Here is a 22,029-nt window from a genome sequence, read left to right on the forward strand (position 1 = left end):
ACAAGATCGCGTCCATGATGTCGCGCAGGTCGTGCTCGGGCGGTCGGCCGAAGTCCAGGGCCCTGCCACGGCGTTCGAAGCGCCAGGCCGAGAGCACAGGCTCGATCAAGTCCCAGCGGGCATCGGACAGATCACTGGGATACGGACGCCGCTTCGCCATGCGCGTGATGTATCGCCGCGGATCGAGTGCGCCCAGGCGCACAGCGATGACGACGGAAGCACGGAGCCCTGAAAGCCGGACATCCTGGAATGAGACAGGAACGAGCAGCACCCCGCCCCACCTGTCCCCCCTCCAGCCCCACCAAGCTCCACCACACCCAATGCCTCTTGCGCACCGCCACTCCTCCCTCACAGAATCAGCCCGTAAGCTGCCGAAGCAGATGAAAACGACCTCTGAGTGGTTGTTGCAGATCCCAGCCTGTGCCCGGCCCCCGAACGGCGGTGCGCTCGTCCAGCAAGGTGCGCGCCCGGCCGTAGGGGAGCCGGGCCGGCCGGTGCGAGGGTGCGTCGTCGAGGTCGCGGCCGGCCGGCTGCTCCTTGGCGCGGAACCCTAGGGGTGCAGGCCGTTGAGCAGGGCCGTTGTGCGCGCGTAGTCGGTGGGGCCGGCGTTCCAGCCGGGGGTGATGGGGGAGACGGAGATCCGGCCGGCCTCGACCGAGTCGATGTCGCTTCCCGGCCGGGCGGGGGAGTCCGCCACGCTCACGGTCACCTTCCAGGTGCCGTCGCCGTTGTCGGCGTAGGCGGACTTCAGTACGGGGTGCGGATCCTGCGGGGTGAGGTCGGTGCCGCGTGCGGTGCCCGTGCCGTCCGTGCCCACCACCGGGTGGTCGACGTTGAGGCCCATGCCCTCCGGCAGGAGGCGTCCACCGTGTGCCCGGCCACGCAGCCGGTCGATGAGCTCGACCGCGAACTCGTCGGTCGGGCGCATGGCGTTGAGGATCCGGGTGGGCTCGGGCGGTTCGAGCCCACCCGTGCTGACCGCGATCGCGGGCACCCCCTCCTCGACGGCCGTCATCGCCGCGCCCACCGTGCCCGAATGGGTCGCCATGGCGCCGAGGTTGGGGCCGAAGTTCGTCCCCGAGACGACCAGGTCGGGCGCGTGGGTACCGAACACGGCGCAGAGTCCGAAGGCCACCGTGTCCGACGGGCTGCCGTCGACGGCCCAGACGCGCGGCTGCGGATGCCTCACCCCGATGGCCGCGGCGCTGGAGATCCTCGTTCCGGCGCCGCTCTGGTTGGTCAGCGGGGCCACGATCGTCACGTCGTGGCCCGCGGCCGTGAGGCGGTCGTACAACATGCGGATGCCGGGGGCGTCGTAACCGTCGTCGTTGGTCAGGAGGATGTGCAGCGGGCGGGGCGGTGCGGTCTCGCGCGGTGCGGCCGAGGCGGTCGTGGAGAGGGCGGTGCCGCTCAGCAGCAGGGCGGCCAGCGGCAGGGCGTGTCTGCGATGCACGTGTGACTCCTTGGAGAGGGTGGCGCCGAGGGAGGGGGAAGCGGGCGGTGGGCTCAGCGCACGCCGCGGATGGGGAGGATGGCCAGCGCGCCGAGCAGCGACAGGGCGCCGCCGAAGAGGAACAGCGGGGTGTAGCCGCCGAGCGCGGTGACGACCGCGGAGGCGACGAACGGTGCGACGATCTGCGGGCCGGCGTTGGCGATGTTGAGCACGCCCATGTCGCGGGCGGCGTCCTCCGCGCGGGGCAGGACCAGCGTGACCACGGCGGTGTCCACGGCCATGAAGCAGCCGAACGCGAGTCCGTTGAGGGCGCTGAAGACGAGCATCCCCGGCCAGGTGGGCGCCACCACGGGGACGACCATGACGAGACCGGCGAGCGCCGCGGACACGCCGACGAAGACCTTGCGCCGGTTCCAGCGGTCCGACAACAGACCACCGACCACCGTGGAGACGGCCATCGCCGCCATCGACACCGGAGTGAGGACGGCCATCGCCTCGTCCGGCTTCAGGCCCTTCGGCAGTTCGATGTGGTCGTCGAGGATGTAGAGCTGGTAGCCGACGACGGAGAAGTAGCCCAGCACCATGAGGGCCCGGCCGATGAAGGCCCAGCGGAAGTCGCTGCTGCTCAGGGCGGACAGGAAGACCGAGGCACGGCGTCTCCAGGGCACCGACGGCGCGGGTGCGGCGCTCGGCTCGCGCGGGACGTCCCGGCACAGCGCCGTCAGCAGGACCGCGGCCCCGGCGGCGACCAGCCCCAGCGTGAGGTAGCCCGCGGAGAGTCGGTCGGCGGTCTGCGACGCGATCAGCACGCCGAGCGTGCCGCCCACGGGCAGGGCCAGCCCCACCAGGGCGGAGGCCGTGCCACGGCGGTCGGCCGGGATGCGGTCCGGCACGATGGCGGTGACGGCGGCCTGGTAGACGTTCATGGTCGCCTGGACGAGGCACCAGGCGATCCCGACCAGCAGGGCCGTGCGCACACTGCCCAGCAGGGTGAGACCGGCCAGTGAGGCCAGGGCCCCGCCCAGCACCCAGGGGTTGCGCCGCCCGGAACGGTCCGACAGAGCACCGGCGACGGGGTTGCACGCGGTGGCGAAGACCGAGCTGACGCCGCCGATCAGGCCGAGCAGCGCGACCTTGTGATCGGGGTCGATCGCCTCGACCTGCGTGGGCAGCAGGACGGACCCGACACCCATGTAGACGGCGTACATCGAGGCGTTGGCGACCAGCAGCAGCGTCATCAGGCCGCGCCGCCGGGGTCCGGGGGTCCCGGCGGCGGTCGGCCGGACGTCTTCGGTCGCGGAGAACGGGGTCATGTCGACTCCAGGAAAAGGGGAGAAGAGGGGTTCAGAGCAGGGCCGAGCCGGTGGGAAGGGGCGGCTCTGCGAGGGGAATCCGCGGGTGTCGGATGGTTGATTACACGAGTAACCTCGGCGGTGGTCCTTGTGTAGCACCCCGGGTGCGGGGATGAACAGAGGCTTGCGTCGATGAGGCCCGGTCGTTGCTTACTCGTGTTGCCGGCCGCGCATGTAACCTGGAGACCTCGGGGAAACCGGTTGCCGCGGAATCGGTTGCCGCGGGCGGAAGGGAAGCATGGCGAGGAGACCGGCGGCTGCCGTCACCAGCGCCGACGTGGCACGGCTGGCGGGCGTCTCACGGGCCACCGTTTCCTTCGTGCTCAACAACACCCAGACCCACCGGGTCGGCGAGGCGACGCGCACGAAGGTCCTCGCCGCGGCGGACACGCTCGGGTACGTGCCGCACGCGGCGGCCCGTTCGCTGCGGGCGGGCCGCAACAACCTGGTGCTGATGCCGGCCGCCGTGTCCGCCATCGGCCGCCTGGTCAGCGGCTGGATCGACGACCTCCACACGGAACTGGAGCAGTACGGCTACACCACCGTGCTGCACGCGGGCCGGTTCGCCGACCCCGTCACCGCGGCCCGCGCCTGGGCCGAGCTGCGCCCGGGCGCCGTACTGGCGCTGGACGGCTCCAGTCTCACCGCGGGCAGCGTGGACGTCCTCAGGCGGGCCGGTGTCCGCGCCGTGATGGCGTTCGCGCCCCAGCCCGTCGAGGGCGTGTACACGGTCGCCTACGACGATCAGCGCATCGGCGCGCTGGCCGCCGGGCATCTCGTGGAGAGCGGCCGACGGCGCCTCGGCGTGGTCATGCCGCGGGAACGTGGCCTGTCCGCGTTCGCCGCACCCCGACTGGCCGGCGCCCGGAGCGTGGCCGCCCGGACCGTGGCGACCGTGACCCCGGTGGAGATGGAGTACAGGTACGAATCCGCCGTCGAACTCGCACGTACCTGGGCGGAGTTGGAGCTGGACGGCGTCTTCGCCTACAACGACGAGTACGCGGCCCTGCTGTTGCGTGCCCTGCAGGACGAGGGGATCGACGTCCCGGGAGAGGTCGCCGTGGTCGGTTGTGACGACCTGGTGGCGGCGGTCCTGCAGCGGCCGTCCCTGACCACCATCCGGCTGGACCAGCCCTCCGCCGCACAGGTCGCCGCCGCGGTGCACGCGCTGATCGAGAACGGCAACGCCGCACCCCTGCCCGGCATCGAACCCGTCCTCGTGCGCCGCGAGTCCGCCTGACGCCGCGGCGCGGTGACGGAGCGAGCCCGGCAGCGAGGCGGTGACGAGTCAGGACGCTCCGGACGGGTCAGGCGGTCAGATGACGCCGCAGGAAGTCGACGCTCTCCGCGACGATCGCGGGCACCTCGTCGGAGCCGAGGAAGATGTGGTCGGCCCCTTCCACGGGGCGCAGCGCCACCTCCGTGCCGCCCCTCGTGAGCGCCTCGGCGAGCACCTCGCTCTGGCTGAACGGGACGACCCGGTCCTCCCGTCCGTGGATCAGCAGGAACGGGGGCGCGGCCGCCGTTCCCGCGTAGGTCACCGGGCTCGCGACGCGGGCCCGCTCGTGCCGGCCCTCCTCGCCTCCGCCGAGCAGGGTCGCGAGGGGGTCGGGGTACGGGGGCCCGTCCGGAACGGGCGGCAGGGTGGGCTGCGCGAGCAGTGACTCGATCTCCGAGACGCCGTACCAGTCGACCACCGCGCGCACGCCGCTGTCCTCGTCGGGTACGCCGTCCTGCCCTTCGAGGGCGGATCCGGCGGCGTCCGCGCGGACCAGGCCGGCGAGGGCGGCCAGATGGCCGCCGGCCGACTCGCCCCAGACGCCGATCCGCTCCGGGTCGATGCCGAGGAGATCGGCGTGCCGCCGTACGTACCGGATGGCCGCCTTCACGTCGTGCAGCTGGGCCGGGAAGGGGGCCTCCAGGCTGTGCCGGTAGTCGACGCTCACCAGGGCCAGGCCGGCACCGAGCACCGCCCCGTGCAGCAGCTCCACCGGCACGGTCGGCGGCGGATAGCGGCGGTCGCCCTCCAGCCAGCCGCCACCGTGGATCCAGACGACCGCCGCCACGGCACCTTCTGCGGTCGGCACGTGCACGTCCAGCAGGCGCGGGCGGTAGCCGGGTGTACGGGCGTAGGTCAGTCCCTGGAAGCGCCGTACGCCGTCGGCGTCGAGGACGGGCGGGGCGGGAGTCAGGAACGGGGGCGGAGGCCAGCCCGTGTCGAGCGGGGCGGGTGCGGTTGAGGTCATGTCCGGGGCCTTCCGTCATCAGCCGGAGCGGCTGCTCAGGTTCTCGATCGACTGCTCGGTGTCTCGTGCTGGCGAGGATGTTACACGTGTAACTAATGTCTGAGGAGGATTCGCGGCAAGGGATCCCCGGACCGGCCGGAAGGACACCCGGGCAGTCCGGTCTGCGTCCGGTGCTGCGTCTTCTTCCCTATGGGCCCTCGTGCGGCGGCGGCAGTCTGCTGGAAAACACGGCAGGGAGGCGCACAGTGACAGCAGGCCCGGCCCCCGCGGGGGCACCGACCGACGGCGACACCCTCACGGCATCCTTCGCGCAGCGCCGGCTGTGGTTCCTGGACCAGTTGGCCGGACATTCGACCGGGTCGATGCTTCCGCTGGTCCTCAGGCTGCGCGGGAGCCTCGACGCGCCGCGCCTGGAGCGGGCCCTGTCCGGGATCGTGGAGCGGCACGAGGTGCTGCGCACCCGGTTCACCTCCGTCGGCGGGGAGCCGGTGCCGGTCGTGGACACCCCCGGCGGGATCGTCCTGGAACGGACCCGGGCCAACGGCACCGACGACCTCTTCGCCCGGTACCTGGGCCGCCCCGTGAACCTGTCCGCGCAGCACCCGGTCCGGGCCACGCTCGCCCGGGTCGCGCCCGACGAGCACCTGTTGCTGGTCGAGGTGCATCACATCGCCGTGGACGGCTGGTCCTGGGGCGTCCTGCTGGACGAACTCGCCGCCGGATACCGCGGCGAGCCCGTCGCCCCGCCCGCCGTGCGGTACGCCGACCTCGCCCGCTCCCAGGCCCTGCGGCTCTCCGGGGACCGGATGGAGCGGCTGCTCGGACACTGGCGCGACCGCCTCGCCGGTCTGACCCCGCTCGACCTGCCCACCGACCGGCCGCGCCCCCAGGTCTGGGACGGCTCCGGCGACGTCGTCCGCTTCGACCTGCCGGCCGATCTGGTCGCCGACGTCGACGCCCTGGCCCGCTCCCGGCGCGCCACCCGCTACATGCTGCTGCTCACCGTCTACCAGGCGCTTCTCGGCCACTGGTCGGGCCGCACCGACGTCGCCGTGTGCAGCACGCTCGCCGACCGCGCCCAGCGCGGTGCCACCGGTGTCATCGGCCCGCTCGTCAACACGGTGGTGCTGCGCACGGACCTGTCCGGCCGGCCGGGCTTCGCCGCGTTGCTGGACCGCGTGCGCGGACGGGTGCTGGCGGACCTCTCGCACGCCGAGGCCCCGTTCGACCACGTGGTCGGCGCGTTGGGCGGCGGGCGGGACCTGTCCCGGCACCCGTTGGCCCAGGCGTCGTTCACCCTGCTCAACAGCCCGATCCGCCCGGTGCGTATGCCGGACCTGGCCGTGGAGCTGGTCGAGCCGCCGCTGACCGAGACCCCGCTGGACGTGTTCCTCGATCTCACCCTGCGCACGGACGGCAGCATCGCCGCCGTCCTGCAGTACGCCACCGCCCTTTTCGACGCGGCCACCGTGCGGGCGTTCGCCGACCTCTACGTGGCCCTGCTGCGGGCCGTCCTGACGGAACCGGACACCCCTGTACAGGAGTTGGCGCGCACCCTGCCCACGGCGGGCCCGGCCCGCCCGCGCCCCGAGTGGCAGCACGCCCCCGACCGGCCCGCCGGCCCGCGGCCCCCGGTCACCTTCTCCGGGCCGTCCGATGCGACGGCCCTGATCTGCGGTGACGAGCGTGTCACCTATGCCGGCCTGGACGGCATGACGGGTGGGCTCGCCGCCGCGCTCAAGGCCGTCGGGGTCGGCTCCGGCAGCCCGGTGGGCGTGCTGCTGCGCCGCAGCCCGTGGTCGGTCGCCGCGATCGAGGGAGTCTGGCGGGCGGGCGGGGCGTACGTCCCCCTGGACCCCGAACTCCCGGCGGAGCGGCTGCGGTTCATGGCCGAGGAGGCGCAACTGGCGTGCGTCGTCGCCGATCCCGCGACCGTCGGCGCGGCCGCGGCCCTGGTTCCGGTCACCGTCGACGTCACAGCCGTAACCTCTGCCGCGGACGGACCCCGGCACCGCCCCGACCCCCGCGAACTGGCCCACGTCATCTTCACCTCCGGCTCCACCGGACGCCCCAGGGCGGTCGGTGTCGAACACGCCGCCCTCGCCTCCCATGTGACCGCCGCCCGCGAGCGGCTCGCCATCACCGCCGCCGACCGGGTGCTGGCCTTCGCCTCCTTCTCCTTCGACGCCTCCCTGGACCAGGTGCTGCCCGCGCTCACCTGCGGCGCGACCGTCGTCCTGCGCCCCGACGAGCCCTGGCTGCCCACCCAGGTCCCCGAGGTCGTCCAGCGGCACGCCCTGACCGTCGTCAACGTGCCCCCGACGTACTGGGCGGAGCTGACCCTCTCCCTCGACCGGCGCCTGGCCGCGGCGCTCGCCTCCCTGCGCCTGCTGGTCCTCGGCGGCGAGGCCGTCCCGGCCGACACCCTCGCCGTGTGGCGGGCCGCCGTCCCGTGGGTGCGCGTGTGCAACGCCTACGGGCCCACCGAGACCACCGTCACCGCCACCACCTACGAGCCCGCCGACCCGCCCGCCGGCAGCGTGCCCATCGGCCGCCCGCTCGGCGACCGCCGGGTGTACGTCGTCGACGCCGACGGCGAGCCGGTCCCGGTCGGCGTGTCCGGCGAACTCCTCATCGGCGGCACGGAAGTGGCCCGTGGCTACCTGCGCCGCCCCGCCCTCACCGCCGAGCGCTTCGTGCCCGACCCGTACGGACCGCCCGGCAGCCGCCGGTACCGCACCGGCGACCTGGTGCGCTGGCAGGCCACCGGGGACCTGGAGTTCCTCGGCCGCAGCGACGACCAGGTCAAGATCCGGGGCTTCAGGATCGAACTCGGTGAGATCGAGGCGGTGCTGCGCGCCTGCCCACTGGTCGCCGCGGCATCCGCCCGTCCCGACCGGGCCACGGGACGCAGCCTCGTCGGCTACGTCGTACCGGCCGGGGACGCCCGGGGCGCCGTGGACCGGGCGGAGCTGCGCGCCTGGTGCGCCCGCTACCTGCCGCACTACGCCGTACCCTCGGAGTTCGTCGTCCTGGAGGCCCTGCCGGTCGGTGTCTCCGGCAAACTCGACCGCTCCGCCCTGCCGGACCCCGCCCACGCCCGGTCCGCCGAAGCCGCCTTCGTGGCACCCCGCGACGAGACCGAGCGGATCGTCGCCGAGGTGTGGGCGGACGTGCTCGGCCTGGACCGGATCGGCATCGACGACAGCTTCTTCGACCTCGGCGGACACTCCCTGCTCGCCACCATGGCCGTCTCCCGGATCGCCCAGCGCCTGGGCCGCGAGATCGAGCTGCGCACGGTCTTCGAGCACCCCACCGTCCGGGGCTTCGCCCCGCGCGTCGCCGCCGCCCGCGCGGCCGGCACCACCGAGGTGGTCCCCGTCGACCGGACCCGCCCGCTGCCGCTGTCCTTCGCGCAGGAGCGGCTCTGGTTCCTGGACCGCACCTCGGACCGGGGCGACTCCTACCTCCTGTGGTACTGCTGGCGGGTCCGCGGCGGCCTCGACCGCGGCGCCTGGCAGCAGGCCCTGGACGACCTGGTCGAGCGGCACGAGGTGCTGCGCACGGCGCTGATCGAGTCCGACGGCCGCCCCGTGCAGGAGGTCTGCGACCCCGTACGGGTCCCGCTCCACTGGGAACAGGCACCGGCGGCCCCGGACGAGCCGGCCAGGCTGGCGGCCGTGCGCCGGCAAGCCGCGGCCCTCGCCACCCGCCGGTTCGACCTCGCCCGGCCGCCGCTGTTGCGGGCCGGCGTGTGGGAGCTGGCCGCGGACGACCATGTCGTCGTCCTGGCTCTGCACCACGCGGTCACCGACGGCTGGTCCAAGGGCGTCCTCCTCGACGAACTCGCCCTGCACTACCGGGCCCGGCGGACGGGAGAGCGTGCCCCGCTGCCGCCGCTGCCGGTGCAGTACGGCGACTTCGCCGTCTGGCAGCGCGACCGCGCCGACAGCGGAGCGCTGGAGCCCCAACTCGCCTACTGGGAGCGCACCCTGGAGGCCGAGCCCGCCCTGGAGCTGCCCACCGACCGACCGCGGCCTTCGGTGTTCACCGGCCGCGGCGGCGCCGTCGAGGTCGAGCTGCCCGCCGACCTGGCCGACCGGGTGGACGCGTACGCCCGCGAGCGCGGCGCCACCCGCTTCATGGTGCTGCTGGCGGCCGCCCAGGCCGTCCTCGCCCGCTGGTCCGGCCAGACCGACGTGTCGGTCGGCACCCCCGTCGCCGGCCGCGGCCGGCTCGAACTGGAGCCGCTGGTCGGCTTCTTCGTCAACACGGTGGTGCTGCGCACCGACCTGTCCGGGCGGCCCGCCTTCGCCGGGCTCGTGGACCGGGTGCGGGACGTCGTCCTGGGTGCCTTCGACCACCAGGAGGTGCCGTTCGAGCGGGTCGTGGAGCGGCTGCGCCCGGAGCGCGACCTGTCCCGCAACCCGCTGTTCCAGGTCATGGTGGACGTGCAGGACGCGAGCACGGGTGGCTCGGGACTGCCCGGGACGGACGCCACCAGCTTCGAACTGCCCTGGTCCTCGGCCAAGTTCGACCTGACGGCCACCTTCCTGGTCCGGCCCGGCCGGTTCGCGCTCAACGTCGAGTACGCCGCCGACCTCTTCGACCCGGAGACGGCCACCCGGTTCGCCCACCACGTCGGCCGGCTGCTCCGGGCCGTCCTCGCCGACCCCGGAACCCGGGCGGACGAGGCACCGCTGCTCACCGCGCGGGAGCGGCAGCGGCTGGTGGCCGGTGCGGGCCGGGACGCGCGGCCGGCGCCGGCCTTCCGGGTTGCGGGGCGGCCGGACGCCCCCGCGGTCGGATGCGAGGGACGGACCGTCGACTACGGCCAACTGGATGAGCTGACCGGCGGGTTGGCCGCCGAACTGGCCGTCGCCGGGTTCGCGCCGGGTGCTGCCGTGGGCGTGTGCGTGGGCCGGGGTGTGTGGTCGGTGGCCGCGATGCTCGCCGTGTGGCGGGCGGGCGGGGTGTACGTCCCGCTCGACGCCCGACTCCCGGCGGAGCGACTGCGGTTCATGCTCCAGGAGGCGGGAGTGCGGCACGCGGTCGTGGACGCGGCAACCCGGGTGACGCTCACCGGGCTCGGGGTCGTGGCGGTCGACGTCGACCGGGTGCGACCGGCGTCCGACGGCCCCCGGCACGTCCCCGACCCGGGCGACCTCGCCTACGTCATCTTCACCTCGGGGTCCACCGGCCGTCCCAAGGCCGTCGGTGTCGAGCACCACGCCCTGGACGCCCATGTGGCCGCCGCCCGCGAGGAGTTCGGGCTGACCTCCGCCGACCGGGTGCTCACCTTCGCGTCGACCTCGTTCGACGCCTCCCTGGAGCAGATCCTGCCCGCGCTGAGCACCGGGGCGACGGTGATCGTCCGCCCGGACGAGATCTGGTCCCCGGAGGAACTCGCCGCCCGCGTCGCCGCCGAGCGGGTGACCGTCATGGAACTCACGCCGTCCTACTGGGCGGAGCTGGTGGCCCGCCTGGACACCCTGGCTCCTCGACTCGCCTCGCTGCGGCTGCTGGTGACCGGGGGAGAGGCGCTGCCCGCCGACCCCCTGCAGCGGTGGTTCGCGCACCTGCCCGGTGTGCCCGTGGCCAACACCTACGGCCCCACCGAGGCGGTGATCTCCGCGACCGCACACCGTGTCGACCAGGTCCCGCACGGCCGGGTGCCCATCGGGCGCGCCCTGGGCAGCCGGCGCACCTACGTGGCGGACGCCCTCGGTGACCTCGTCCCGGACGGCGTGCCCGGTGAACTCCTGGTCGGTGGACCCGAGTTGGCGCGGGGCTACCTCGATCGCCCCGCCCCGACCGCCGAGCGCTTCGTACCCGATCCGTTCGGCGCGCCGGGCGGCCGGCTCTACCGGACGGGCGACGTGGTACGCCGGCTGCCCTCCGGGGAACTGGAGTTCCTCGGCCGCAACGACAATCAGGTCAAGATCCGCGGGTTCCGCGTCGAGCCGGGAGAGGCCGAGGCGGTGCTGCGCCGCCATCCCGGTGTCCGGGCCGCTGCCGTCGTGGTCCGCACCCTGCACGGCGAACCGGCCCTCGTCGGCTACGCCGCCGGGACCGGCCTGTCCGCAGAGTCCCTGGAGACCCACAGCCGGGCGCATCTGCCCCACTACCTCGTCCCGTCGGCCTTCGTGCTGCTCGACCGGCTGCCGCTGACCGTGCAGGGCAAGCTGGACACCGCCGCCCTGCCCGACCCCGCGGCACCCGCACCGCACGCCTTCGTGGCGCCGCGCACCCCCGCGGAGACGGTCGTCGCACAGATCTGGTGCGAGGTGCTCGACCTGCCCCGGGTCGGCGTCCACGACGACTTCTTCGCCCTGGGCGGGCATTCCCTGCGCGCGGTGTCCGTCACCTCGCGCCTGCGGACCGCCTTCGACTGCCCGCTGCAGGTCCGGGACCTCTTCGAGCACCCCACGGTCGAACGGCTCGCCGCCGAGGTGGAGCGCCGCCTGCTGGAGCTGATCTCACAGATGAGCGACGACGAGATCGATCTCTCCCTGACGGCCGACTTCTGAGCGCCACGGTCGCCTTCCGGGCGCCGAAGCCCGCCCTCGCGGCGAGGCCCGCCTTCCGGGCGTCGAGGCCCGCCTGCCGAGCGCCGGGGCCCGGCCCCACCCCTCGCCAGCTTCCTTCCAAGAGTGAGAACGGAGTGCCCTCATGACCACTTCGGACGTGCGTCCCGGCCCCCTCGCCCCCGGCAGCGGCCTGTCACCGGCGGCGCGCCGCCTGCTGGAGCAGCGGCTGCGCGGGGCCGCAGCCCGGGCCGACGGCCCGCGGCGGATCCGACCGCGCCCGGACCGGATCCCGCTGTCCGCCGCCCAGCAGCGCCTGTACTTCCTGGACCGCCTCGACCCCGGCGCGCCGACCTATCTGCTGCCCGCGGCCTGGCGGTTCACCGGCCCGCTGGACGTGCCGGCGCTGCGGGCCGCCGTGGCCGACCTGGTCGCCCGGCACGAGCAGCTGCGGGTGGTCTTCCCCGAGCAGGAGGGCGTCCCGTACCAGCGTGTGCTGCCTGCCGACGGCACGGTGCTGGACGTGACGGACGTGACCGGCCCGGCCGGTGCCGACCGCGAACGGCGCCTCGCGGCCGCCGTGCACGCGGCTGCGGTACGCCCCTTCGATCTCGCCCGCGAACCGGCCTTCCGCGCCACCCTCGTACGGGCCGCCGACGACGACCACGTGCTGGTCCTCGGCATGCACCACATCGTCTCCGACGGCTGGTCCCTCGACCTGATCGTCCGCGACCTGGTCGAGCTGCACCGGGCCAGGACCGAGGGCCGTGCCGCACGCCTGCCCGAACTGCCCCTCGACTACACCGACTACGCGCTGTGGCAGCGCGAGAGCGACCAGTCCGCAGCCCTGGACCACTGGCGATCCCGGCTCGCCGGCCTGACCCCGCTGGACCTGCCCACGGACCACCCACGCCCGGACACGCCCGGCGGACGCGGAGCCGCCCACACCGTCACCCTGCCGCCCGCGCTCACCGACGGGCTCGCCGCGCTGGGCGGCCGTGTCGGTACGACTCCGTACATGACGGTGCTGGCCGCGTTCCAGGCCGCGCTGGCCTTCCACAGCGGGCAGAGCGACATCGCCGTCGGCACGGTGGTCGCCAACCGGGAGCAGGCCGAGACGGAACAGCTGGTCGGCTTCTTCGTCAACACCCTCGTGCTGCGCGGCGACCTCTCCGACGACCCGACCCCGGCGGCCCTGCTGGAGCGGACCCGCGACCGCGTCCTGGAGGCGTTCTCCCATCAGTCGCTGCCGTTCGAGCAGGTCGTCGACGCGCTCAGCCCGGAACGCGACCTCGCCCGCAATCCGCTCGTCCAGGTCCTCTACACGCACACCGACGGCACCCAGGCCGGGTTCGCCCTGGGCGGTGCGAGCGGCACGCCGTACCGGATCTCCCTCACCACCGCCAAGTTCGACCTCACCCTGGACCTGCGGGACGGGGACGGCCGTACCGACCTGGTGTTCGTCTACCGGCCCGACCTGTTCGAGGAGGCCTCCGTCGCCGCCCTCGCCCGGCACACGGTGGCCCTGCTGGAGGCCTTCTGCGCGGCACCCGACAGCCCGCTCGGCGCCATCGACCCGCTCAGCCCCGCCGAACGCGCCCACCTGCTCGGACCCGAGGGCCCCGCCCACTCCGGCGGCGACCTCCTCCCGGCCCCGCGCACCGCGCCGGACCGTCTCGCCGAGCACATCGCCCGCACCCCGCACGCGGTGGCCGCGACGGGCTCCGGGTGCTCCCTCACCTACGCCGAACTCGATGCCCGCGCATCGGCGTTGGCCGCCCGGCTCCGCGCGTCGGGCGTCACCCGCGGTTCCCTCGTCGGTGTCTGCCTCGACCGCACGCCCGACCTGGCCGTCGCCCTGCTCGCCGTCTGGCGCGCCGGAGCCGCCTATCTGCCGCTCGACCCCTCCCACCCCAGGGCCCGGCGCGAGTTCACCGTCACCGACTCCGGCATCGACTGGGTCGTCACCGACGCGGCCACCCGCCCCGCGGTCGAGGGGCTGCCGGTGAACCTCGTCGAGCTGGGCACCGAGACCGAGACCGGGACCGGGACCGGGACCGACGGCGAGGACGTCCGTCCCGGCCCGCAGGAGCTCGCCTACGTCATCTACACCTCCGGCTCCACAGGTCGCCCCAAGGGCGTCGAGGTCACCCACGGCAACCTCGCCTGGCTGCTCGGCGCCGCCGACCGGCACTTCGACTTCGGACCCGCCGACGTGTGGACGCTTCTGCACTCCCCGGCGTTCGACTTCTCCGTGTGGGAGCTGTGGGGCCCGCTCACCAGCGGCGGGCGCGTCGTGGTGCTCGGCGCGGACGAGGTGCGTGACCCGGCGGCCGTGCACCGCGTGCTGCGGGACGAGGGCGTCACCGTCCTCAACCAGACCCCGGCCGCCTTCAAGGGCCTGCGCGCCCACCTCGGGAACGCCGGCGCGGACTTCTCCGAACTCGCCCTGCACACCGTGATCTTCGGCGGCGACGCCTTCGACGTGCGTGACTACCGCGACTGGTTCACCACCCCGGGACCGCGTCCCGCCCTGGTGAACATGTACGGCATCACCGAGACCACCGTGCACGTCACCGCCCGCACCGTCACCGAGGAGGACGTGACGGGGGTGGTCCGCTCGCCGATCGGGCGTCCGCTGTCCGGCCAGCACGGCTACGTCCTCGACGCCTCGGGCCGGCTGGTCCCGGCGGGCAGCGTCGGCGAGCTGTACGTCTCCGGTGGCGGGGTCGCCCGCGGCTACCGCAACCGGCCGGAGCTGACCGCCGAACGTTTCCTCGACGACCCCTTCGGCGGGCCCGGAGCCCGCATGTACCGCACCGGCGACCTGGTACGGGTCCTGCCGGACGGCCAACTCGCCCATGTCGGCCGCGCCGACCACCAGGTGAAGATCCGCGGCTACCGCATCGAGCCCGGCGAGATCGAGACCGCCCTGCGCACCCTTCCCGGCGTCGCCGACGTCGCCGTGGTCGCCCGACGTGACGGCGACGCAGCCCGGCTGGTCGCCCACGTGGTCACCCCCGAGGCCCGGCCCCTCGACGCGCCCGCCCTGCGGGAGGGGCTGCGGCTGACCCTGCCGGACTACATGGTCCCGGCGCTGTTCGTCCGCCACGAGCGGCTGCCGCTGACCGGCAACGGCAAGGTCGACCGCGCCGCGCTGACCGCCGTCGTCCCCACCACGACCGGGCAGGGCACCACGCACGTGCCGGCCGAGGGGCCCGTGGAGCAGGCTCTGGCCGGTGTGTGGACCCAGGTGCTGGGCGCCGAACACGTCAGCCGCACCGACAACTTCTTCGACCTGGGCGGCGACTCCATCCTCGCCCTGCGCCTGGTCGGTCTGGCCCGGCAGGCCGGTCTCGGCCTCACCGTCGCCGACGTCTTCCGCGCCCGCACCCTCGCCGACCTCGCCACGCTCGTCACCGACGACGTCGACACCCCGGCCCCCGTCGCCCCGTTCTCCCAGCTCGACCCCGCAGACGCCGACCGCCTGCCGGACGGGCTCGCCGACGCCTACCCGCTCACCATGCTCCAGGCCGGCATGCTGCACGAGATGCTCGCCGACCCGCGGCGCGGCGCCTACCACAACGTCACCGACCTGAAGATCAGCGTCCCCGAGGGCTTCGACCTGGACGCCTTCCAGGCCGCCGTGGACGCGGTGGTGGCCGGACACCCCATCCTGCGCACCTCCGTCGACCTCGTCTCGTACCGCGAACCGCTCCAGCTCGTGCACCGCAGCGCCCACCTCCCGGTCGGCTACACCGATCTGCGCGGGCTGCCCCGGGAGGAGCAGCGGGTACGGCTCGGCCGGTTCGTGGACGAGGAGTTCGGGCGCCGCTTCGACCTCGCCGCCGCGCCCCTGGTCCGAATCCACCTCCACCACGTGACCGATCAGGACCTGCGACTCGTCCTCACCGACTGCCATGTCGTCCTGGACGGCTGGAGCCTGACCTCGCTCGTCGCCGACCTGCTGTCCCTGCACCGGGAGGCCGTCGCCCACCGCACCGCACCAAGGCCGCCGAGCGCCCCGGCCTTCGCCGAGTACGTCGCCCTGGAGCGGGCCGCGCTCGACGGCGAAGAGTCGCTGGAGTACTGGCGTGGGCAGCTGGCCGACCTGCGGCCGGTCCGCCTGGGCCGGCGCCCGGCCGGGCCGGACGCCGGGCAGCCGCCGGTGCACGAGGTGCGCCGCTCCTACGCCCACCTCGCCGAGCGCATCGGCACGCTGGCCAAGGAAGCCGGAGTACCCCGCCGTACGGTTCTGATGACGGCTTTCCACCACACGATGAGCCTGTTCGCGGAGCGCGACGACAGCGCGCTCGGCCACAGCATCGGCCTGGTCACCAACGGGCGGCCCGAGGTTCCGGGCGCAGACCGGATGCGCGGACTCTTCCTGAACACCGTGCCGTTCGGTGTGTCCCGCCCGCGCGGCAGCTGGCTCGCCTATCTGCGGGACGTGTTCACCGCCGAGCAGGAGATGCTGCCGCATCGCAGGGTCCCGCTGGTGCGCATCGCCCAACTGCGGCCGACCGAGCCGAGCTGGACCGACACGGTCTTCAACTACGTCAACTTCCACCGGCTTTCGCACGAGTCCTGGGACGACTCCCTGGAGATCGCCCGGACCATGTTCCCGCTGCTGGTGAACGCGAGCGTCAACGCCTTCACACTGGACGCGGACCCGGAGTTCGTCGCACCCGCCACCGCCGAGCAGCTGGCCGACGTGTTCTGCGCCCAGCTGGAGGCGATGACCGAGGACCCGCACGCCCGGGTGACCCGGCCCGCGCTCACCGGGGCCGCCCGCGCCGTCGCCCTCGACGTCTGGGCCCGGGGACTCGACACCCCCTCCTCGCCGCTGCTGTTCCACGAGCACATCGCCGCGCACGCCGCCCGCACCCCGGACGCGGTCGCCGTCGAACACGGCGGGCACCGGCTGACGTACTCCGCACTGCAGGCACAGGCCGAGGTGCTGGCGCGACGGCTGCGCCGGCTCGGGGTGGGCCCCGAGACGGTGGTCGGCATCTGCGTCGAGCGCGGACCCGACCTGGTGCGTGCCGCGGTCGCCGTGCTGCGCTCGGGCGGCGCCTTCCTGCCGCTCGATCCGCAACACCCCACCGAACGGCTGGCGTTCATGGCCGAGGACAGCGGCATGCGCGTGCTGCTGACACAGCAGGCGCTCGACGGAACGGTGCCCTTCGACGGTCCGGTGCTGCTCCTCGACGCCGACACGCCCACCGAACCGGCCTGCGCCCCTGGCACCGGAGAATCCGCCACCGGAGAACCCGGCGCCGCAGAGTCGGCCATCGGAGAACCCGACGCCGACACCCTCGCCTACATCATCTACACCTCCGGCTCCACCGGCATTCCCAAGGGTGTCGCCATCCCGCACCGCGGCCTGTCCAACATGCTCGAAGGTCAGCGTGACCTGGTGCGGCCCACCCCCGAGGACCGGGTGCTGCAGTTCGCCTCCTTCGGCTTCGACGCCTCGATCCTGGAACTCACCTGGTCTCTCGCCAACGGCGGCCGCCTGGTCACCGCCCCGAAAGACGCGCTGCGCCCCGGACCCGACCTGGCCCGCACCCTGCGCGAGCACCACGTCACCGGCGCCATGCTGCCGCCCAGCGCCCTCGCGGTCCTCGGCGAGGACGACTTCCCCGAGTTGCGCGTGCTCCAGGTCGCCGGCGAGGCCTGCCCGGCCGAACTCGCCGACATCTGGGCCCGGGGTCGCCGCTTCCACAACGTCTACGGGCTCACCGAGACCTCCGTGTGGTCCGTGGCCGCGGAACTGACGCCCGGGCAGGGCCGCCCGCCCATCGGCAGCCCCATCCGCAACACCCGCATCCACGTCCTGGACGAGGACCTCCAGCCGGTCCCGGCCGGCGTCCCCGGCGAGATCTACCTCGGCGGCCGGGCGGTCGGCCGCGGCTACCTCGGCCGCCCGGCCCTCACCGCCGCCACCTACGTCCCCGACCCGTACGGCGCCCCCGGCGAGCGCCTGTGCCGCACCGGCGACCTCGGCACCCACCGGCCCGACGGCTCGGTGGAGTGGCTCGGCCGCCGCGACTCCCAGGTGAAGCTGCGCGGCTTCCGCATCGAACTCGGCGAGATCGAGCACGCGTTGCGCGCGCTGCCCGAGGTCCGCCAGGCCGTAGTGCTGCACCGCACCGACCTGCCGGGTGAACCGGCCCTCGTCGCCTACCTCGTCGTACGCGGCCCGGAACAGCCCGCCCCCGAGGAGCTGCGCCGTGCCCTGCGCGCCTCGCTGCCCGCCTACATGCTGCCCGCCCGGTTCGTCTTCCTCAACGAGATGCCCGTCAACCGCAGCGGCAAGATCGACAAACGGGCGCTGCCGCTGCCCACGGCGGAGCAGGCCGGGAGCGACACCTTGTACGTCGCCCCCGCCACGCCCGCCGAGAAGATCCTCGCCGAGGTGTGGCGGGAAGTCCTCGGACTGTCCCGCATCGGCGTCCACGACGACTTCTTCCGGATCGGCGGCAGTTCACTGTCCACGGTCCGGGTCTCCCTGATGGCGGCCGGCCGCGGACTGACCGTGTCGGTCGGCGACCTGATCGAGCACCCGACGATCGCCCAGCTCGCCGCCCACGCCGCCCGCACCGCCACGGCCGGCGTGCCCGCAGCCGTCACCTCCGAGGTCCGGCTGCGCGAGGGTGCGGGAGAACCCCTGTGGTGCGTGCACCCCACCGGCGGCAGCGCCGCCTGGTTCGTGCCGCTCGCCCGCGCCCTGCCGTCCGGCCGCCCCGTGCACGCCTTCCAGGCGCGCGGCCTGCTCGGCGGAGTGGACCCGAGCACCGTGACCGGTGTCGCGGCCAACTATGTCGCCGAGATGACCGACCGGGGCGGCGCGGGCCGGCACGCCCTGCTGGGCTGGTCCATGGGCGCCAACATCGCCCTGGAGATGGCCACCCAGCTGCACCGGGCCGGACACCGTGCCGCGCCGCTGGTCCTCGTCGAGCCGTACCTGCCGAACGCAGCGGCCCGCGCCCGCCTCACCGGCGTCACCAAGGACCTGCGCGAGGCGCTGCGGCTGCGGGACCGGCTGCGCGAACTGCCGCCCTCACCGCGGCGCGACCGGGCCACGGCCGAACTCACCGCCACCCTGCTCGGCGCCGGCATGAGCCCGGCCGAGGCCGCCCTGGTCGAGGACGCGCCGATCGAGGTCTGGCACTCCCTGCTCGCCGCGCTCGCCGCCTACGAGGTCCGGCCCTACCCCGGACATGTGCACCTGGTGGTGGGCAGCGAGGCCGCCGCACTGCCCCGCGGCCGTACGATGCCCGGCCTCGACGTCGACTACGACACCTACGTCGCACGCTGGCGGGAGGTGGCCGAGGGCGGCCTCACCCTGCACATGAGCGACGGCGACCACATGTCGATGATGGCCGAGCCCAGGGTGGCCGGCATCGCCGAACTGCTCGTCGAGATCGAGGCGGAGGACGCCCGATGACCACCGTCGCCCCCGCCTTCACCGAGCGCTACCTCCTCTCCCCGGACATGGTCGCCGAGCCCTACGGCTACCTGAACGGGCTCCGCGAGCACGCGCCGGTCCACTGGAGCCCGATGCACCACGCCTGGTTCGTCACGGGCTACGACCAGGTCATGCGCTGCCTGCGCGACCCGGCCGTCTCGGCCGACCGGGTACGGCCCCTGATGGACGCGGTCCCGCAGGGCGCCCGCGCGGACGCCGAACGGGCCTTCGGGATCCTGTCCCGCTGGATGGTCTTCAACGACCCGCCGCAGCACCGCAGACTGCGCCAGGTGTTCCAGGAGGCGTTCGCCGCCCGGGCGGTGGCCCGCTATCGCGCCTTCACCGAGAAGGCCACGGCGGCCGTCCTCGCCCGCCGGGCCGCCCCCGGCCGCTCCGGCGACCTGATGGCCGACGTCGCCAAGCCGCTGCCCGCTCTGGTCTTCGCCCGCTGGCTCGGCATCCCTCGCACCGACGCCCCCTCCTTCTGGTACTGGAACGCACGCGTCGCCGACCTCGTCCTCGGCACCGCCCAGGAGGAGAGCGAGTACCGGGCCTCCCTGCAGGCGCTGGTGAGCCTGGAGGACTATCTCGCCGGCCTGGTCGCCCGGCGCCGAGCCGAACCGGCCGACGACCTGATCAGCCAGGTGCTGAAGGAAGGCAGGGTGGGGGACTCGGTCACCGAGGAGGAGTTCGTCGGGATGCTCACCCAGATGGCGTTCGCCGGCGGGGAGACGACCAGCAACCTCATCGCCAACACCGTCCTGGCCCTGCACGCCGATCCGGCCCGACTGGCCGCCGTCCGGGAGGACTCGGGGCTGGTGCCAGGCGCTGTCGAAGAAGCGCTACGGCTGGACGGCCCGTCCAAGATGTCCATCCGCACGGCCGCCCGCGACCTCGACCTCGACGGCCACCCCCTGCGCGCCGGAGACCGGATCTTCCTGGTCACCGCCGCCGCCAACCGCGACCCGGCCCGCTTCGCGGACCCCGACCGGTTCGACGTCCGCCGCACCGGCGCCACCCACCTCGGCTTCGGCTTCGGCGCCCACTTCTGCATCGGTGCCGCCCTGGCCCGGCTCGTGGCCGTGGCCGCCGTGGGAACGCTGGTCCGCGACCACCCCGACCTCACCCTGACGGATCCCGACCGGCTCACCTGGCAGCCCTCCCTGCTCAACCGCAGCCTCACCGCCCTGCCCGTCCGCTACTGACCGCCGACCCGCGCCGCGGCACCCGGCCGTTCCCCCCGGGTGCCGCGCATCGCCGACCACGAAAGGCTCCACCATGGCCACCACCCTCGCCGGTGCAGGTCCGCGGCTGTGGGCACCCGCCCGGCACCGCCCCTTCCAACTCCTGTGGCTGGGACAGTCGTTGTCCCTGCTCGGCGACGGCTTCAGTGTCGTCGCCTTCTCCTGGATCACCCTCGGCCTGACCGGCTCCACCCTCACCCTCGGCTACGTCCTCGCCTTCCAGGCCGTACCCCGCGCCCTGCTCACCCTGGTCGGCGGCACCCTCAGCGACTCCTGGTCCACCCGCACCCTGATGGTCGCCTCCAGCTGGACCCGTGCCGCACTGATGGCGGGCGTCGGCCTGGCCGGGCTGACCGGCCATCTGACGGTGTGGATGCTGTGCGCGGCGGCCGCCGCCTTCGGCGCGGTCGACGCCTTCTTCCAGCCCGCCCGCGTGTCCATCCTGCCGTCGGTGGTCGACGAAAAGCTCCTCACGCCGGCCAACGCGCTGCTGGGCGCCGGATCACGGACGGCCGCCGTCGTCGGCCCGGCCGTCGGCGGTGTGGTCGTCGCCCTGACCCGGGCGCCGGTCGCCTTCCTCGTCGACGCCGTCTGCTTCGCACTGTGCGGCTGGTGCGTCGCGAGCATCCGCACCCGGCCGCGAGCGGCCGGCCCGGAGGCCGACACGGCCGGTGACGCGCCCAAGTCCCTGGGAGCCCGCATCCGCGAGGGCGTGACGTACACCTTGCGCGACCCCCGGCTGCGCACCGTCGTCGTCCTCGACACCGCCGTCAACTTCTGTTACGCCGGGCCCTTCACGGTCGGCTTCGCCACCCTCGCCGACCAGGTGCTGCGCGGCGGCTCGGCCACGCTGGGCGTGCTCAACGGCTCCCTCGCCGGGGGCGCGATGCTCGGCACCCTGGCCGGGGGCGCGCTCGGCGGCCGGCCCCGGGTCGGCCTGCTGGTGGCCGGTCTCGCGGGCTGGCTCGGGGCCGGGATGGCCGTGCTCGGGCTGGTGCACAGCACGCCGGCCGTGGTGGCGACCGTACTCGCCATGGGCTTCGCCATCGGCTTCCAGGGCGTGTTCGGGCTGAGCTGGATCCAGCGGAACATCCCGCAGAACGTGCTGAGCCGGGTCGTCTCCGTCGACATGGTCCTCGGCTACGCGGCCGCTCCCCTGTCGCTCATCGTGTGCGGCGCGCTGGCCCGCGTCGGCACGCTCGCCCTGTTCGGGGTGGTGGCCTGCGTGCTCGCCGCGACCGGTGTGGCGGTGCTCGGGTCGCGTGCGGTGCGTGAGATGCGCTAGGGACTGTCCGCCGGATTCCGGGGCGGCCGCGTGTGGCCGCCCCAGGAAGGAGGCGATGCCCGGGCCGGTGCGCTGTCGTGAGGGGCTCGCCCGCGGTGTGCCCGGCATCAGCGGCGCAGTGCTTCCTGAGGTTCGATACGGGCCGTGTGGACCGACGGGTACAGACCGGCGAGGAGACCGGCACCGGCCCCGATGGTCACCACAGCGGTGTCGCCGGCGCTCCCGGCGGCCGCGGTGCCGTCCGGCGCGAGCGGAGCCCTCGGGGGGTGAAACTCACCGTCCCGCTCGCCGTGAACGTGCCCCGGAAGACGGTGGCGGACGTGATTCGCTGGTGGACCACGCGTGCGGTGAGGACGGTCGGCGTCGGCGGCCCGGTGTCGGCTGCCGCCTCGGCCGGTGACCGTACCCAGGCGGAGGCGCCCAGACCGCCCGTCGACTGCACGGCCGC

At 74.0% G+C, this 22,029-nt stretch carries 9 protein-coding genes and 1 pseudogene; 5 read left to right on the forward strand and 5 right to left on the reverse strand.

Annotated elements, in window-relative coordinates:
• From ACIRVH_RS40195 to ACIRVH_RS40205, 3 genes and pseudogenes are all read right to left on the reverse strand, one after another.
• Nucleotides 1–196, reverse strand: a pseudogene (locus tag ACIRVH_RS40195) (hypothetical protein); the annotation flags it as partial.
• Between the two features lie 354 nt (nucleotides 197–550).
• Nucleotides 551–1,453, reverse strand: a complete 903-nt coding sequence (surE, locus tag ACIRVH_RS40200) for a 5'/3'-nucleotidase SurE (protein ID WP_403964485.1) — start codon at nucleotides 1,451–1,453, stop codon at nucleotides 551–553.
• Nucleotides 1,454–1,506: 53 nt separating this feature from the next.
• Nucleotides 1,507–2,766 (reverse strand): MFS transporter, encoded by a 1,260-nt coding sequence (locus ACIRVH_RS40205; protein WP_403964487.1) that lies wholly within the window; start codon nucleotides 2,764–2,766, stop codon nucleotides 1,507–1,509.
• Nucleotides 2,767–3,043: 277 nt separating this feature from the next.
• On the opposite strand from ACIRVH_RS40205, the gene ACIRVH_RS40210 reads away from it, so the two are divergent.
• On the forward strand, nucleotides 3,044–4,045 hold the full coding sequence (locus ACIRVH_RS40210; RefSeq protein ID WP_403964489.1) for a LacI family DNA-binding transcriptional regulator: 1,002 nt from the start codon (nucleotides 3,044–3,046) through the stop codon (nucleotides 4,043–4,045).
• Nucleotides 4,046–4,112: 67 nt separating this feature from the next.
• Here the strand turns inward: ACIRVH_RS40210 and ACIRVH_RS40215 are convergent, their stop codons facing one another.
• Nucleotides 4,113–5,051, reverse strand: a complete 939-nt coding sequence (locus tag ACIRVH_RS40215; RefSeq protein WP_403964491.1) for an alpha/beta hydrolase fold domain-containing protein — start codon at nucleotides 5,049–5,051, stop codon at nucleotides 4,113–4,115.
• Nucleotides 5,052–5,296: 245 nt separating this feature from the next.
• On the opposite strand from ACIRVH_RS40215, the gene ACIRVH_RS40220 reads away from it, so the two are divergent.
• The 4 genes from ACIRVH_RS40220 (at nucleotide 5,297) to ACIRVH_RS40235 (ending at nucleotide 21,581) form a co-directional block, all read left to right on the forward strand.
• Nucleotides 5,297–11,581: an amino acid adenylation domain-containing protein gene (locus ACIRVH_RS40220; protein ID WP_403964493.1), complete on the forward strand. Its 6,285-nt coding sequence runs from the start codon at nucleotides 5,297–5,299 to the stop codon at nucleotides 11,579–11,581.
• A 142-nt stretch (nucleotides 11,582–11,723) separates the two neighbouring features.
• Entirely contained in the window at nucleotides 11,724–19,031 is a 7,308-nt protein-coding gene (locus tag ACIRVH_RS40225) for an amino acid adenylation domain-containing protein (protein ID WP_403964495.1), read from the forward strand.
• On the forward strand, nucleotides 19,028–20,257 hold the full coding sequence (locus ACIRVH_RS40230; protein WP_403964497.1) for a cytochrome P450: 1,230 nt from the start codon (nucleotides 19,028–19,030) through the stop codon (nucleotides 20,255–20,257). Before ACIRVH_RS40225 ends, ACIRVH_RS40230 begins: the two co-directional genes overlap by 4 nt.
• A 73-nt stretch (nucleotides 20,258–20,330) precedes the next feature.
• Complete coding sequence (locus tag ACIRVH_RS40235; RefSeq protein WP_403964499.1) at nucleotides 20,331–21,581, forward strand: MFS transporter; 1,251 nt, start codon at nucleotides 20,331–20,333, stop codon at nucleotides 21,579–21,581.
• A gap of 196 nt (nucleotides 21,582–21,777) precedes the next feature.
• On the opposite strand, the gene ACIRVH_RS40240 is transcribed toward ACIRVH_RS40235, so the two are convergent.
• Nucleotides 21,778–22,023 (reverse strand): hypothetical protein, encoded by a 246-nt coding sequence (locus ACIRVH_RS40240; protein ID WP_403964501.1) that lies wholly within the window; start codon nucleotides 22,021–22,023, stop codon nucleotides 21,778–21,780.
• Between the last annotated feature and the right edge of the window lie 6 nt (nucleotides 22,024–22,029).

The organism is Streptomyces sp. NPDC101165 (assembly GCF_044768135.1).
Taxonomy (GTDB): domain Bacteria; phylum Actinomycetota; class Actinomycetes; order Streptomycetales; family Streptomycetaceae; genus Streptomyces.

Coding starts and splice junctions, on each gene's coding strand:
- ACIRVH_RS40230 (WP_403964497.1), top strand. CDS start 19,028: ATGACCACCGTCGCCCCCGCCTTCACCGAGCGCTACCTCCTCTCCCCG.
- ACIRVH_RS40225 (WP_403964495.1), top strand. CDS start 11,724: ATGACCACTTCGGACGTGCGTCCCGGCCCCCTCGCCCCCGGCAGCGGC.
- ACIRVH_RS40205 (WP_403964487.1), bottom strand. CDS start 2,766: ATGACCCCGTTCTCCGCGACCGAAGACGTCCGGCCGACCGCCGCCGGG.
- ACIRVH_RS40215 (WP_403964491.1), bottom strand. CDS start 5,051: ATGACCTCAACCGCACCCGCCCCGCTCGACACGGGCTGGCCTCCGCCC.
- ACIRVH_RS40210 (WP_403964489.1), top strand. CDS start 3,044: ATGGCGAGGAGACCGGCGGCTGCCGTCACCAGCGCCGACGTGGCACGG.
- ACIRVH_RS40235 (WP_403964499.1), top strand. CDS start 20,331: ATGGCCACCACCCTCGCCGGTGCAGGTCCGCGGCTGTGGGCACCCGCC.